Annotated in this window: 13 protein-coding genes; 12 read left to right on the top strand and 1 reads right to left on the bottom strand. The window is 69.3% G+C overall.

The window, feature by feature from the left end; genetic code table 11:
- Positions 1-77: 77 nt before the first annotated feature.
- Together DK419_RS22575 and cynS are read left to right on the top strand one after the other, a co-directional pair.
- The gene (locus DK419_RS22575) at positions 78-284 is read left to right on the top strand and encodes a hypothetical protein (RefSeq protein WP_109961075.1); all 207 of its coding nucleotides are present in this window, start codon (positions 78-80) and stop codon (positions 282-284) included.
- A gap of 112 nt (positions 285-396) precedes the next feature.
- A complete protein-coding gene (gene cynS, locus DK419_RS22570) occupies positions 397-885 on the top strand; it encodes a cyanase (RefSeq protein WP_109961074.1) in 489 nt (162 codons plus the stop codon).
- Positions 886-1,233: 348 nt separating this feature from the next.
- Here cynS and DK419_RS22565 read toward each other — a convergent pair whose 3' ends face one another.
- Positions 1,234-2,031 (bottom strand): FkbM family methyltransferase, encoded by a 798-nt coding sequence (locus tag DK419_RS22565; protein ID WP_109961073.1) that lies wholly within the window; start codon positions 2,029-2,031, stop codon positions 1,234-1,236.
- Positions 2,032-3,172: 1,141 nt separating this feature from the next.
- Between DK419_RS22565 and DK419_RS22560 the strand changes: the two genes are divergently transcribed.
- The 10 genes from DK419_RS22560 to lpxD all read left to right on the top strand — a co-directional run bounded on the left by DK419_RS22560 (position 3,173) and on the right by lpxD (position 15,309).
- Complete coding sequence (locus DK419_RS22560; protein ID WP_109961072.1) at positions 3,173-4,222, top strand: 30S ribosomal protein S2; 1,050 nt, start codon at positions 3,173-3,175, stop codon at positions 4,220-4,222.
- Positions 4,223-4,365: 143 nt separating this feature from the next.
- Entirely contained in the window at positions 4,366-5,289 is a 924-nt protein-coding gene (gene tsf / locus DK419_RS22555; RefSeq protein ID WP_109961071.1) for a translation elongation factor Ts, read from the top strand.
- A 211-nt stretch (positions 5,290-5,500) separates the two neighbouring features.
- Positions 5,501-6,244, top strand: a complete 744-nt coding sequence (gene pyrH, locus DK419_RS22550) for a UMP kinase (protein WP_109961070.1) — start codon at positions 5,501-5,503, stop codon at positions 6,242-6,244.
- Between the two features lie 133 nt (positions 6,245-6,377).
- Positions 6,378-6,944, top strand: a complete 567-nt coding sequence (frr, locus tag DK419_RS22545) for a ribosome recycling factor (RefSeq protein WP_109961069.1) — start codon at positions 6,378-6,380, stop codon at positions 6,942-6,944.
- 150 nt (positions 6,945-7,094) lie between these two features.
- The gene (locus DK419_RS22540; RefSeq protein ID WP_425352680.1) at positions 7,095-7,883 is read left to right on the top strand and encodes an isoprenyl transferase; all 789 of its coding nucleotides are present in this window, start codon (positions 7,095-7,097) and stop codon (positions 7,881-7,883) included.
- Positions 7,883-8,749, top strand: coding sequence for a phosphatidate cytidylyltransferase (locus DK419_RS22535; protein WP_109961067.1), 867 nt, complete (start codon positions 7,883-7,885; stop codon positions 8,747-8,749). The genes DK419_RS22540 and DK419_RS22535 overlap by 1 nt, the downstream gene beginning before the upstream one ends.
- Positions 8,746-9,909 carry a 1-deoxy-D-xylulose-5-phosphate reductoisomerase gene (gene dxr, locus DK419_RS22530; protein WP_109961066.1) on the top strand — a complete coding sequence of 388 codons (1,164 nt, stop codon included), beginning with the start codon at positions 8,746-8,748 and terminating at the stop codon, positions 9,907-9,909. The genes DK419_RS22535 and dxr overlap by 4 nt, the downstream gene beginning before the upstream one ends.
- A 143-nt stretch (positions 9,910-10,052) precedes the next feature.
- Complete coding sequence (gene rseP / locus DK419_RS22525) at positions 10,053-11,213, top strand: RIP metalloprotease RseP (protein ID WP_109961065.1); 1,161 nt, start codon at positions 10,053-10,055, stop codon at positions 11,211-11,213.
- A 353-nt stretch (positions 11,214-11,566) separates the two neighbouring features.
- Positions 11,567-14,083 (top strand): outer membrane protein assembly factor BamA, encoded by a 2,517-nt coding sequence (bamA, locus tag DK419_RS22520; protein WP_109961064.1) that lies wholly within the window; start codon positions 11,567-11,569, stop codon positions 14,081-14,083.
- Positions 14,084-14,253: 170 nt separating this feature from the next.
- Positions 14,254-15,309 (top strand): UDP-3-O-(3-hydroxymyristoyl)glucosamine N-acyltransferase, encoded by a 1,056-nt coding sequence (lpxD, locus tag DK419_RS22515; RefSeq protein ID WP_109961063.1) that lies wholly within the window; start codon positions 14,254-14,256, stop codon positions 15,307-15,309.
- Positions 15,310-15,393: the final 84 nt, after the last annotated feature.

Raw genomic sequence — 15,393 nt, 5'->3', positions numbered from 1 at the left:
GGTGGGCGCCCGCGCGTCCGGCATTATCTCTCCACCTCCCCAAGGGGAGGCACGCCTCCCGCACCCGGGAGGCCGCCTTGCCCACCATCCTCGTCGTCACGCTGATCTGCGCCTCCTCCCTGGCGGCGCAGGACTGCACCCGCGCCACCGCCCAGGACGTGATCACCCACCCGGCGCACTCGCCGCAGGAATGCATGCTGCTCGGTCCCGCCATCGCCGCCGGCACCGGGCGGGGCACCGAGGCCGGGACCTACGTGAAGACCCTGTGCGAGCAGCGGCGCTAGACCGCACGGCTCCCTTCCACCCTCGCCTCTCCCTGGCACGCCCATTGCCAAGCGCGACCGAGGACACCCCGGTCACGACCGGCCGGAACGTCCTCGTCAAGGGAGAGGGCCCATGAAGCGCGAAGACCTCACAGAGAAGCTTCTCGACATCAAGCGCGAGAAGGGCTGGACCTGGACGCACATCCAGGAGGAGATCGGCGGGATCTCGCCGATCCTGATCACCGCCGCCTGCATGGGCCAGATGAAGCTGCCCAAGGCGCAGGCCGCCAAGGCCGCCGCCCTGTTCGGGCTCTCGGCCGCCGAGGAGCGGATGCTGAACGAGGCGCCCTACCGCGGCTCGGTCCCGCACATGCCGCCGACCGACCCGTTGATCTACCGCTTCTACGAGCTGGTGATGGTCTACGGCACCACCTGGAAGGAACTGATCCAGGAAGAATTCGGCGACGGCATCATGTCGGCGATCGACTTCAACATGACGATGGAACGCGAGCCGAACAACAAGGGCGATCGGGTAAAATTGCAGATGTCCGGCAAATTTCTCCCTTATAAGTACTACGGCAACGAGGAAGGCGTACCGGAATACGGCTTCAAAGAACCGTAGGTCGCCATTCGGGCTCGGAGGCAGCGGCGGCTCCGGCTCGATTTTTTCGATCGGCAGGTCGAGCTTGCGCCTGCCGCGCGGGAACGGCCCCGACGCGCCTCTCCGGGGGCGGCGGCCCGAGGCACCGCCCGGGCCTGCCTGGGAACCGCACCGGTTTTTGCCGCAGAGCGTGCCGGACGCCACGTCGACGGTCGTCGACGCGACCTCTGGTTTCGTCCTTCCCGCGCCAGCCGACCATCCGGCACACCCAAAGCCACCGGCGCGGACCTATCGACGCCGATCGCGCCCGGCGACCTGGGACCAGCCTCCCCGGAACGGCCCGGTGGGTGCGGCCCGGTGGCGGTCCCGTCAGGAAAGCTGGAAGCGGCGAAACATCGGAAGGCCGCAGGAATCGCAGATTTCCCTGAACTTCGCGAGCCGCTCGACCGGAACCAGCGCGTGGTTCCACGCGGCGTCATCGAACAGCACCTCGCCGTCGTGGAGGGCCATGTCGGGCCGCAGCCTGAAATCCATGTATCCGATATTCCGCAGGAGCGCGTTCATCGGTCCGCGCCTGGCCGGGCCGACCACCTCCGCGAAGATGATAGGACGGTCGCGCATGATCGTTTCACGGGCCCCGTTGAGGAACGCGTATTCGTGCCCCTCGATGTCCGCCTTGATGACGCCGATGAAATCGGAAATATTCATGTCGTCGAAGCGCTTCACCGGCACGTCGATGATCGAGTGGGCCTGCTTGAACTCGCTTTCGAGCGATGCGCTCGTCTCGACGAGTCCGTGGTGCGGATCCGGAAGGTGCAAGGACGCCACGCCGTTGCGGTCGCTCAGCGCAACTTCGTGGATCGTCACCCTGTCCTGGAGATTGTTGATGGCGAGGTTCTTGCGCAATATGCTCAGGACCGAAGGCAGGGGTTCGAACGCGACGACCTTCCTGTCGGGCGCGAACACCGAGGCCATGACCGAGTAGATGCCGGTATTCGCGCCGACGTCGATGAACGCCCCCTCCACCCGCACCAGGGTCGCCATCATCACGAACGGAAGCGGCGCCTCGTAGGATCCGGCCGCAAGCTGTTGCGCCACCGCATCCATTCCGTCGGAGCTGTCGATCTCGAACGACCGGCCGGCGAAGTTAACATTCATCTTTGACATCCTACTTCTCCTCAGGATCACTGCAGGCCGGCCCGGCACCAGCTTTCAACCATCGACAAGCTCAAAATCTTGCAAGATTGATTCAATAAAAAAGATCATCAGTACGTTCAAGGTATTTATTTTCCAGAGCAGATCGGATGATTGCGACAGGCTGAAACCACAAAATTCCCATGGACAGGGGAGAAATGGCCTTATAATACTAAGGACCCAGCAACAACAATCCGAAATTCGATAAAGGAAATCATGATTCACGATCAGATCGACTTCACGGTCGCGGTCATTTTGAAACATCGCGATCATTGTCCAACGAGTCGATCAGTCGTCCATCATTAATGGAGTACTAAGCTTGATGGCCGAGGCCCGGGTTCGATGGCGCCAGTGTCGCGCGTTGTCGGGAGAACCGCCCCGCGCGCCATGGCACTCACCTGGGTCTCGGCAGCGACCCCGCGCTGATCCGGTCGTTCTCGTGATATACCGGCTTCGCAAGGGTCGCGTGGACGGGAGCCCTTTAACAGGATCGTATCCCCTGCGGAAGCCGCAGGGCAGGTCGCGCTCCGGGAGCCCGGTCCGTCGAGCGGCACGGCGCGAGCCCGCAACGATCGGCACGGTACGACGGATCGACGACTCCGTCAGTCGATGCATCGGAACAACCGGCAATCCGGATTCGTCGTCCTTTCGACGAGCAGAAATTTTTCAGGCGCAGAAATTTTGCGACTTTCCGTCGAAATCGTCGGACGCCGAGCGGCCTCGCAATAGAATCATTCGACCGAATGGCGTCCTACCAGTTGCCAGTTTTATATCGCATGTTGAATTCTCAGGAATTAATGTATTTTCCAAATTTTTCCGCTGCGCGAACCGCCGCCGGACCGATCGGGCCCGTGGCGCCTCGCCCGGCGCACCTCGAAGCCGGGAGCCCGGCATGGGGGCCTACGGCGCCGGCACGCCCCCCTGCGAAGCCCGACCACCTTGCCATCCCACCCCCGATCGGATAAAGGCCCGCCCATCCCACACGCGGAGCCGGCCTCATGCCTGAATGAGGCGTTTCCGGTGGCCGGTCGCACCTTGGTTCTTGTCTCTCGGCAAATCCCTCGTCGCGCCGGTCGCTTCCTCCGCGGCGGTGACAACCGGAGAGAACAAGACCATGGCCCTTCCCGACTTCTCCATGCGCCAGCTGCTCGAGGCCGGCTCCCACTTCGGCCACCAGGCGCACCGCTGGAACCCGAAGATGCAGTCGTACATCTTCGGCACCCGCAACAACATCCACATCATCGACCTCGCCCAGACCGTGCCGGCCCTGGCCCAGGCGCTGCAGGCGGTGAGCGACACCGTCGCCAAGGGCGGCCGCGTGCTGTTCGTCGGCACCAAGCGCCAGGCGGCCGACACCATCGCGGACGCGGCCAAGCGCTCGGCCCAGTACTACGTGAACTCGCGCTGGCTCGGCGGCACGCTGACCAACTGGAAGACCATCTCGGGCTCGATCCAGCGCCTGCGCAAGGTCGACGAGACCCTCGCCGGCGGCGGCCAGGGCCTCACCAAGAAGGAGCGCCTGATGCTGTCCCGCGAGAAGGACAAGCTCGAGAAGGCGCTCGGCGGCATCAAGGACATGGGCGGCGTGCCCGACCTGCTGTTCGTGATCGACACCAACAAGGAGCAGCTGGCGATCAAGGAGGCGAACCGCCTCAAGATCCCGGTGGCGGCCATCGTCGACACCAACTGCAACCCGGACGGCATCACCTACGTGGTTCCGGCCAACGACGATGCCGGCCGCGCCATCGCGCTCTACTGCGACCTCGTCGCCCGCGCTGCGATCGACGGCATCTCCCGCGGCCAGGGCGCCCTCGGCGTCGACCTCGGCGAGTCCGAGGAGCCGATGGCCGAGGAGCTGCCCGCCCTCGCCAACGAGCCCGAGGTCGCCACGATCGACATCTCGGAGCCCTATGTCGGCGAGCCCTTCGAGCTGCTGGCCGCCCCCCGCGGCGCGCCGGACGACCTGACCAAGCTCACGGGCGTCGGCCCGCAGCTGGTGCAGAAGCTCAACGACGCCGGCGTCTACCACTACTGGCAGATCGCCGCGATGAGCCCTGAGGACATCGCCAAGGTCGACGGCGACCTGAAGCTCAACGGCCGCATCGACCGCGACGGCTGGGTGAACCAGGCCCGCGGCTTCGTCGAGGCCGCCGCCGCGGCGTAACGTCGGCACGGCTCTCACGCGGGGCGCGTTGTCCCCGCGGACCTGACGCTTCAAAGCCCGGCGCCGCCACGGCGCCGGGTTCCCTTTATCCGCCGACCGGCGCCCTCACGGCGCGCCGGGGCGCCAATCGAGAGGATCCCACGATGGCCAACATCACGGCAGCGATGGTCAAGGAGCTGCGCGAGAAGACCGGCGCGGGCATGATGGACTGCAAGTCGGCCCTCAACGAGACCGCCGGCGACCTCGAGGCGGCCGTGGACTGGCTGCGCAAGAAGGGCCTCGCCAAGGCCGCCAAGAAGGCCGGCCGCGTCGCCGCCGAGGGTCTGGTCGCGGTCGAGTCCGCCGGCCACCACGCCGCGGTGCTCGAGGTGAACTCCGAGACCGACTTCGTCGCCCGCAACGACGGCTTCCAGGCCTTCGTCCGCGAGGCGGCCAAGCTCGCGCTCAACGCCGGCGACAGCATCGAGACCCTCGAGGCCGCCAAGCTTCCGGGCGCCGAGACCACGGTCAAGGACAAGCTGCAGGAGCTGATCGCCACCATCGGCGAGAACATGACGCTTCGCCGCGTCGCCAAGCTGTCGGTCGAGAAGGGCGTCATCGCCTCCTACGTGCACGGCCAGGTCTCCGAGGGTCTCGGCAAGATCGGCGTGCTCGTCGCCCTCGAATCGGCCGGCGACGTCACGGTGCTGAGCCAGCTCGGGCGCCAGATCGCCATGCACGTCGCGGCGACGAACCCGGCGGCGCTGGACGCCACGGGCGTCGACGCCGCCACGGTCGAGCGCGAGAGCAACATCCTGCGCGAGAAGAACGCCGGCAAGCCCGACCACGTGATGGCCAAGATCGTCGAGAGCGGCCTGAAGAGCTACTACAAGGAGGTCACCCTCCTCGAGCAGCCCTTCGTGCACGACTCGTCGAAGACCGTCTCCCAGGTGCTCAAGGAGGCCGAGGGCAAGGCCGGCGGTCCGGTCAAGCTCACCGGCTTCGTGCGCTATGCGCTGGGCGAGGGGATCGAGAAGGAAGAGGCCCCGGACTTCGCCGCCGAGGTCGCGGCGGCAGCCAAGGGCTGAGCGGCCCGAACCGCGCGTCGCGCGAAGGTTGAGGGGGGGGGCCGCTCGCGCGGGCCCCCCTTTTTCGTGTCCGGCTCCCCCCCCTTCGAGGGTACCGATTCAGGTCTGCCTGCGCCTCGACGGGCCGGGATCGACAGGCTAGAACCCGGCCGACTCGTGACGACACTTGACGCGGACAGCGGCTGCCCCATGGGCGGCCAGAGGAGCGCCCATGCCCCAACATCCCCTGCCGGAGCAAGGTTCGACCCGCTTCCGCCGCGTGCTGGTGAAGCTCTCCGGCGAGGCGCTCGCCGCGCCCGACGGCTACTGGCTGCATCCGCCGACCCTGGCGGCACTCGCCGACGACATCGCCCGGGCGGTGGAGAAGGGCTTCGAGATCGCGCTCGTGGTCGGCGGCGGCAACGTGATCCGGGGCGCCCGGGTCTCGGCGGCGGGCTGGATCGACCGCGCCACGGGCGATTCCCTCGGCATGATGGCGACGGTGATGAACTCGCTGGCGCTCGAGACCGCGCTCAACGCCGCCGGCGTCACCGCACGCACCATGTCGGCGGTGTCGATGCCGACGATCTGCGAGACCTATGCCCGCCAGCCGGCCCTGCACCACCTCGACAAGGGGCAGGTCGTGGTGCTGGCCGGCGGCACCGGCAACCCGTACTTCACCACCGACACCGCCGCGGTCCTGCGCGCCGCCGAGCTGAAATGCGACGCGGTGCTGAAGGCCACGCAGGTCGACGGCGTCTATTCCGCCGACCCGAAGACCAACCCGGACGCGGTGCGCTACGAGCGCCTGAGCCACGACGAGGCGATCGCCCGCGACCTCAAGGTGATGGATACCGCGGCCTTCGCGCTCGCCCGCGACGGCGGCCTGCCGCTGATCGTCGGCTCGGTCCACGCCCCGAGCTCGGTGACGGCGATCCTCACCGGCGCCGCGCCCTCGACCCTGGTGGCGCCGTAGACGGATCCCGGAACGGACGCCGCTCCCGACGATTTGCGGCAGGTCGGGTTTTGGTTCATTGAAGCCCGATCGGGCGGACCCGCCAGGGTCCGGCCTCCCCCACTCTCCTCACGACGCCCCGGGACGCGCAGGAATGGCTACCCTCCCCCCCTTCGACCTCAACGACATCAAGCGGCGCATGCAGGGTGCGCTGAACTCGCTGAAGCACGACCTCGGCTCGCTGCGCACCGGGCGGGCCACGCCCTCGCTCCTCGACCCGATCCAGGTCGACGCCTACGGCGCCGCGATGTCGATGGCCCAGGTCGCGACGATCAGCGTGCCGGAGCCGCGCCTCCTCAGCGTCTCGGTCTGGGACCGCGGCATGGTGGCGGCGGTCGAGAAGGCGATCCGCGAATCCGATCTCGGCCTCAACCCGATGACCGAGGGCCAGACTATCCGCCTGCGCATCCCCGAGATGAACGAGCAGCGCCGCAAGGAAATGGTCAAGGTCGCCCACAAGTACGCCGAGGAGGCCCGCGTCGCGGTCCGCCACGTGCGCCGCGACGGCCTCGACCACCTGAAGAAGCTCGAGAAGGACGGCGCGATCAGCCAGGACGACGAGAAGCGCCAGGCCGACCAGGTGCAGAAGGCGACCGACCAGCACATCGCCGAGGTCGACCAGACCCTGGCGTCCAAGGAAAAGGAGATCATGCAGGTCTGACACCGGGCCGGCATGACTTTCTAGGACGACTGGGACGAGCGCGTGGGGAGCGCGGAGCCGAAACGCGGCTCCGCCGGGGTCGGGGCCAGCATGGCAGGCGACAGCGAGACGGTGACCCTGCTGGACGCAGGCCAGGCCGAGGGCCGGGAGATGGACGCCCGAGAGATCGCGGGCCATCCGGCGGCGGGCCCCGGGCCTGCGCCGGGCGGCGCCGCGCCTCCTCCCGGCACCATGCCGGCCCACGTCGCCATCATCATGGACGGCAACGGCCGCTGGGCCGCCCGCCGCGGGCTGCCCCGGGTCGAGGGCCATCGCCGCGGGGTCGAGGCGGTGCGCCGCGCCGTGCGCTCCGCGATCGACCTCCGGATTCCCTATCTCACGATCTACAGCTTCTCCTCCGAGAACTGGCGCCGGCCCGCCGCCGAGGTGGCGGACCTGATGGGCCTGCTCAAGCTGTTCGTGCGCCGCGACCTCGCCGACCTGCACGCCAACGGCGTCCGGGTACGGATCATCGGCGAGCGCGACGGCTTGCCGGGCGACATCGCCGGCCTCCTGCGCGAGGCCGAGGAGCGCACCGCCCGCAACACCACGCTGACCCTGGTGGTGGCGTTCAATTACGGCGGGCGCCAGGAGATCCTGCGCGCGATGCGGAGCCTCGCCCGGGCCGTCGCCGAGGGCCGCCTGACGCCCGAGGCGATCGACGCCGCGGCGATGACGGGGGCGCTCGACACCGCCGGCATCCCCGATCCCGACCTCGTCATCCGCACCTCCGGCGAGCAGCGGGTATCGAACTTCCTCACCTGGCAGACCGCCTATTCCGAGTTCGTGTTCGTGCCGGATTTCTGGCCGGACTTCGACCACGCCGCCTTCCTGGCGGCGATCGGCGAGTTCCAGAACCGCGACCGCCGCTTCGGCGGCCTCAGCGCCCGGGCCGGGTGATGGCGGGCTCCGACGGAACGAAGCTCCCGGGGACCGGGCGACCGGCCTGGCCCGCGACGGAGCTCGGCGCCCGCACGGTGTCGGGCATCGTGCTCGGCCTCCTGGTGCTCGGCGCCACCCTCAACGGCGGCTGGATCTTCGCGGTGGTCTGGTTCCTGGCCGGCCTCGCGGTGGTGGGCGAGTGGCTCGCCATCACCCGGACCGCGCCGCACCGGCCGCTGCTCGCCGTCGCGGGCCTCGTGCTCCTCGCGGTGGTGGCGGGCGCGCGGCTCGCGGCTCCCCTGCCCTGGCTCGTCGGGACGGCCGTCCTCGGCCTCGGTCTCCTCGCGCTCCTCGCCAAGCCGACCCTGGGCCGGGTCTGGGCGCCGGCGAGCCTCGCCAGCGCCCTCGTGGTCGCCCTGGTGCCGGTGCTGCTGCGCGACGATCCCCGCATCGGGCTCGCCGGCCCGCTCTGGCTGTTCGGCGTGGTCTGGACCACCGACATCGCCGCTTACTTCACCGGCCGTTCGCTGGGCGGGCCGAAGCTGTGGCCGGCGGTGAGCCCGAAGAAGACCTGGTCGGGATTCTGCGGCGGCCTGATCGGCGCGACGATCGTCGGCGGCGCGGTGGCGGCGGGCGCACGCCACCTCGGCGCCACCGACGCCCTGTCGCTGCCGCTGGCCTGCGCGCTCTCAGGTCTAGCCTCGGTAATGAGCCAGGGCGGCGACCTCGCCGAATCCGCCCTCAAGCGCGCCTACGGCGCCAAGGATTCCGGCCGCCTGATTCCGGGCCATGGCGGGGTGATGGACCGCCTCGACGGCTTCTTCGCCGTGGCCCTCCTCGCCGGCCTCCTGCTCGTCGGCCTCTCTCTCACGGGACATCCATGACCCTCACCGTCTCCGTCCTGGGCGCGACCGGCTCGATCGGGCGCTCCACCGCCGACCTGCTCGACCAGCACCGGGACCGCTTCCGGGTCGGCGCCGTGGCGGGCGGCCGCGACGCGCAGGCCCTCGCCCGCGTCGCCCGCGAGTTGAACGCCGAATTCGCGGCGATCGCCGACGCGGATGCCGGGCCCGCCTTGCGCGACGCGCTGGCGGGATCGGGCATCGCCTGCGGGGCCGGTCCGTCCGCGGTGATCGAGGCGGCGACCCGCGACGCCGACCTGGTGGTGGCCGCCGTGAGCGGGGCGGCGGGGCTCAGCCCCACCTGCGCGGCGATCCGCCAGGGCCGCACCGTGGCGCTCGCCAACAAGGAGAGCCTCGTCTGCGCCGGCGACGCCTTCATGCGCGACGCGAAGAAGTTCGGTGCCCGCATCCTGCCGATGGATTCCGAGCACAACGCGCTCGAGCAGTCGATCGGCACCGGCCGGATCGACGAGATCACCCGGATGACCATCACGGCCTCGGGCGGGCCGTTCCGGACCGCGACCCGCGAGCGCATCGCCGCCGCCAGCGCCGCGGACGCCGCCGCCCACCCGACCTGGTCGATGGGCATGAAGATCAACATCGATTCCGCCACCATGATGAACAAGGGGCTGGAACTGATCGAGGCCCACCACCTGTTCGGCATCGAGGCGGAGCGCCTCGACGCGGTGGTGCATCCGCAGTCGATCGTCCACGCCCTCGTCACCTGGCGCGACGGCTCGGTGACGGCCGGCCTCTACGTCCCCGACATGCGGGTGCCGATCGCCCATTGCTTAGGCCTGGGCGAGCGCCTGACCATCGCCCGCGGCAAGCCCCTCGACCTAGCGGCGACGGGCAGCCTCACCTTCGAGCGCCCGGACGAGGAGCGCTTCCCCTGCCTGCGGATCGCCAAGGCGGCGCTGGCGGCGGGGGCCGCGCAGCCGACCGTGATGAACGCGGCCAACGAGATCGCGGTCGCAGCCTTCATCGCCGGGACAATCGGCTTCTACGACATCGCCGCGCTGGTCGAGCGGGCCTGCGAGCATTTCGCGGCGCGCTTCTCCACGGCGCCCGCCGACGTCGAGGAGGCGCTCGCCATCGACGCCGAGGTGCGCAGCTGGAGCGAGGCGGCGCTCGCCGCCTGACCGGCGCCTTAAGCTTCCGTTAAGTTAACCCTCGGTCGTTTCGCGCCCTGTTCGCAGGCTCGCCGAGCCTGTATGTAAGGTCAGGAACAGGAAGGCGGTCGCGCCGGGCCGGGGAGAGCCCGCCGCGCCGCATCGAGGTGATCATGGATCTGCTGAACGTCGTGGGCGGTGCGACGACGAACCTGCTCGGCTACATCGTGCCGTTCCTGTTCGTCCTCACCGTCGTGGTCTTCATCCACGAGCTCGGCCACTTCCTGGTCGGCCGCTGGTGCGGCGTCGGGGTGACCAGCTTCTCGATCGGCTTCGGACCCGAGATCGTCGGCTTCAACGACCGCCGCGGCACCCGCTGGAAGCTCTCGGCGATCCCGCTCGGCGGCTACGTCAAGTTCGTCGGCGACATGAACGGCGCCAGCGTGCCCGATCCGGACGCGGCCGCGCGCATGAACCCGGCCGAGCGGGCGGTGAGCTTCCACGCCCAGAACGTCTGGAAGCGGGTCGCCATCGTGGCGGCGGGGCCGATCGCGAACTTCCTCCTCGCCATCGCGGTCTTCGCCGGCGCGGTCTACGCCACCGGCCGCTACGAGGTGGCGCCCCGGGTCTCGGCGGTGCAGCCCGGCAGCGCCGCCGAGCGCGCGGGCTTCCAGCCCGGCGACGTCGTCCTGACGATCAACGGCAGCACCATCCACAACTTCGCCGACATGCAGCGGACCGTCTCGGGCGCCGCCGGCGACCGGCTCGACTTCACGGTGGAGCGCGGCGGCGTCACCACGCCGCTCACCGCGACGCCGGACACCTTCGAGGACAAGACCCCGTTCGGCACCCAGCGCATCGGGCGGCTCGGCATCCAGGGGCCGCGCGACGCCGCCGAGGTGAAGCTGGTGCGCTACGGCGCGCTCGACTCGCTGAAGATCGGCGTCACCGAGACCTACTTCGTGGTCGACCGCACCTTCAACTACATCGGCAAGCTGATCACCGGGCGCGAATCGGCCGACCAGCTCTCGGGACCGATGGGCATCGCCCGGGTCTCGGGGCAGGCCGCCAAGGTCGGGGGCCTCGGCGCCCTGGTCGGGTTGATCGCGGTGCTGTCGGTCTCGATCGGGCTCATCAACCTGTTCCCGGTGCCGATGCTCGATGGCGGCCACCTCATGTTCTACGCCGTCGAGATCGTCCGCGGCCGCCCCTTGAGCGAGCGGGCGCAGGAGATCGGCTTCCGCATCGGGCTCGCCCTGGTGCTGATGCTGATGCTGTTCGCGACCTGGAACGACATCCTGCACATCGGCGCCGCGTTCAACCGCGGCACCTGACGCGGGACGAGCCCCTGCCGGCATCGAGGAGCCGTCCGCGGATCGCGGGCGGCTTTCTCGTGCGAACCTCCCCCGAGATCGCTCCAATTTTCCTAAAATGCGTGCCATTCCGGGGCGTTCGCCCCGGGGCGCCGTTCACCGCGCGCTGACCCTGCCCTGTGAAAAGCGTGGCCGCAGCCCGTGACAGGAAGGCAACGTCTGGGCAAAATCCCGGTCTGCTGGGAGCGTGGCGTTTGCTTCGCCAGGGATTCCCGATAGAAGCGGGGCTTAGGACCAGGGGCCTTCGCCTTCGCGAGAGGGCGATCGTCTGCGGGTGCAAACCCGTGCCGACAAAAAATGAGACGGGCCATTTGATGATGTCGATGACGGGTAAGCGCCGGCGTGCGTCGGCGAAGGGCGCCATTGTCATGGCCGCTACCATCGCCGCCAGCGGCAGCGCCTTCGCGCAGCAGATTGTCGTTCAGGGCAATTCCCGGATCGACGCCGAGACGGTCCGCTCCTACGTGGTCGGCGTGTCGCCCGAGGAGGGCCGCCGCAACCTGATCGCCAGCGGCATGTTCTCGGACGTGCGGGTGTCGCATTCGGGCGGGCGCATCGTCGTGTCGGTTCGCGAGAACAACACGATCAACCGCGTCGTCTTCGAGGGCAACAAGAAGGTCGAGAAGGGAACGCTCGAGGGCATCGTCGAGTCGAAGGCGCGCGGGCCCTACAGCCAGGCGACCGTCAACTCCGACCTCGAGCGCATCCGCGAGGTCTACCGCCGCGCCGGCCGCGGCTCGGCGAAGATCTCGGTACGCACCGTCGACCTGCCGAACGGTCGCGTCGACGTCGTCTACACCGTCGACGAGGGTGACAAGACCGGCGTCAAGGAAATCAAGTTCGTCGGCAATCAGGTCTATTCGGACGGCCGTCTGAAGGACCTGATGACGATGTCGGAGATGAACCTCCTCAGCTTCGTCAAGACCTCGGACGTCTACGATCCCGATCGCCTCGCCAACGACCTCGACCTGATCCGGCGCTACTACCTGAAGAACGGCTACGCCGACTTCCGGATCGCCTCGGCCGATTCGCGCTTCGACGACGCCGCCGGCGGCTGGATCATCACCATCACGGTCGAGGAAGGCCAGCAGTACCGCGTCGGCGCGGTCTCGGTCGATTCCCGCATCCCGGGCGTCGACGGCACCGTGCTGCGCGACGAGCTGCGCACCGGCGTCGGCGACGTCTACAACGCCGAGGACGTCGAGCGGACGCTCACCGGCGTCACCACGACGGTGGCGCGCAACGGCCATCCCTTCGCGCAGGTCCGCCCGACCGGCGAGCGCGACCGCGCCACCGGCACCGTGGCCCTCGGCTACATCGTCGAGGACGGCCCGAAGGTCTACATCGAGCGCATCAACGTGCGCGGCAACACCCGCACCCGCGACTACGTCGTGCGGCGCGAGCTCGACCTGACCGAGGGCGACGCCTACAACCGCGTGCTGGTCGACCGGGCCGAGCGCCGGCTGAACGGCCTCGGCTTCTTCAAGAAGGTCCGGTTCTCCAACGAGCCGGGCTCGGCTCCCGACCGCGTCGTCGTGAACATCGACGTCGAGGATCAACCGACCGGCTCGTTCTCGGTCGCCGGCGGCTACTCGACGGCGGACGGGATCATCGGCGAGGTCTCGGTCTCGGAATCGAACTTCCTCGGCCGCGGCCAGTACGTCCGCCTCGCCGGCACCGCCGGCCAGTACACCCGCGGCGTCGACTTCTCGTTCACCGAGCCGTACTTCCTCGGCTACCGCCTGGCGGCCGGCTTCGACGTCTTCAACAAGTACAGCGACCAGACCCGCTACTCGCGCTACGTGACCGACGTGGTCGGCGGCCAGCTCCGCCTCGGCCTGCCGATCACCGAGGAGTTCGGCATCACGCTGCGCTACTCGATCTACAACACCGACCTGAAGATCCCGAACACGCTCAAGCGGCCGTACAACGACTGCTCGTTCCCGATCGCCGGCTACACCAAGCTCAACCCGAATTTCCCGAGCCAGGCGCTCTACCCGAACTGCGCCTATGACGGCGAGGCTTCGATCGCGCTGAAGGAGGCGGTCGGCTCGACGCTGACCTCGCTCGCCGGCGTGACGCTCGCCTACTCGACGCTCGACAACCTCCAGCTGCCGCGCAACGGCTTCTACGGCGAGCTGAAGCCCGAATTCGCGGGCCTGGGCGGCGACTCGAAGTTCTTCCGCGTCACCGGCGAGGCCCGGTACTACAAGGAGCTCTACGAGGACGTCGTCGGCTTCGTGAAGTTCCAGGGCGGCCACGTCCTGCCGACGGAGGGCAACGCGCTCCGCGTCACCGACCAGTTCTTCCTCGGCCCGTCGCTGGTGCGCGGCTTCGCGCCGAACGGCATCGGCCCGCGCGACGTCGGCTCGGCCGACGCCCGCTCGAACGCGATCGGCGGCACGACCTATGTCGGCGCCTCGGTCGAGGTGCAGTTCCCGATCTGGGGCCTGCCCCGCGACCTCGGCCTGAAAGGCGCGGTCTTCGCCGATGCCGGTACGCTGTTCGGCTACAAGGGCAGCCGCGCCTTCGACGTGAACCGCGACGGCTTCATCAACGGCCAGGCTCCGACCGGCGCCTGCAACTTCAACGCCCTCACGATCGGCGTCGAGCCGGAATGCGTGAACGTCCGCGACAAGGCCACGATCCGCTCGTCGGTCGGCGCGTCGATCCTGTGGAACTCGCCGCTCGGCCCGATCCGCTTCGACTACGCCTATGCCCTCTCCAAGGACGAGGGACAGAAGGTCTTCGGCGCCGACGGCACCTATTACGGCCGGGTCGGCAAGGACCAGACGCAGGCCTTCCGCTTCTCGGGCGGCTCGCGCTTCTAAGACCTCCTCCGGCGGGCGCCGACGGCGCCCGCTCTCGGATCCGCGGCCGCGGGGCATCGAGCCCCGCGGCCGTTTTCGTTTGTGCCCTCCGGCGCAACCCGCTAGTCCGGGCGCCCTCCCCCAAGACAGGCCCCCCATCACGGGCGGGCGTGCCCCAGCGGATGCAGGTGATGTCGGAACCGGTCTTCTTCCCCCTCGCGGGCCCCGTCCCCTTGCGCGAGGTCGCGGCGCTCTCCGGCGCGAGCCTGCCGCCGGATTCCGACGGCGAGGCGGTGATCCGCGCCGCCGCGCCCCTGGAGAGCGCCGGGCCGGACGACCTCGCCTACATGGACAACGCCAAGTACGCGGAGACGCTCGGGACCACGCGCGCGCGCGCCTGCCTGGTCTCGCCGCGCTTCGCCGCTCGCGTCCCCGCCGGCACGATCGCGCTCGTCACGCCCCAGCCCTACCGGGGCTTCGCGAAGGTGCTGGCGCGCCTGTTCCCGAGCGCCGCGCGCCCGACCTCGCTGTTCTCCGCCACCGGCGTCTCGCCCGGCTCCTTCGTCCACCCGACCGCCCGGCTCGAGCCCGGGGTGATCGTCGATCCCGGCGTGGTGATCGGGCCGGAGGCCGAGATCGGCGCCGAGACGGTGCTGGCGGCGGGCTGCGTCGTCGGCCCGGGCGTGCGGATCGGGCGGGGTTGCGCGGTCGGCCCCAACGCCTCGGTGCTCCACGCCTATCTGGGCAACCGGGTGATCGTGCATGGCGGCGCCCGCATCGGCCAGGACGGGTTCGGCTTCGCCATGGGGCCGGGCGGCCACCTCAAGGTGCCGCAGGTCGGCCGGGTCATCATCCAGGACGACGTCGAGATCGGCGCCAACACCACGATCGACCGGGGCGCGAGCCGCGACACGGTGATCGGCGAGGGCACCAAGATCGACAACCTGGTGCAGATCGCCCACAACGTCGTCATCGGCCGCCACTGCGTGATCGTCGCCCAGGTCGGCATCTCGGGCTCGACGACGCTCGAGGACTACGTCGTCCTCGGTGGCCAGGTCGGGGTGGTGGGCCACCTGCGCATCGGCATGGGCGCCCAGATCGCCGGCTCGAGCAACGTCAACAAGGACGTGCCGGCAGGCTCCCGCTGGGGCGGCACCCCGGCCAAGCCCGTGCGCGAGTGGTTCCGCGAGATGACGACCCTCAAGAACCTCGCCGCGCGTGCCCGCGACGCGGGCGGCGAGGGCTGAGGGCGCGCGGGCCGGCGCGTCGCCCGCCGCGCTCGTGCCGCAAAGGGCTTGCATCCGCCGCACTTCTCGCCAAAGACGGCGCAC

The organism is Methylobacterium terrae (assembly GCF_003173755.1).
GTDB classification, from domain to species: Bacteria; Pseudomonadota; Alphaproteobacteria; order Rhizobiales; family Beijerinckiaceae; genus Methylobacterium; species Methylobacterium terrae.
Note: the sequence above shows the minus strand (reverse complement) of the source record. Positions and strands in the feature narration are given on the sequence as shown.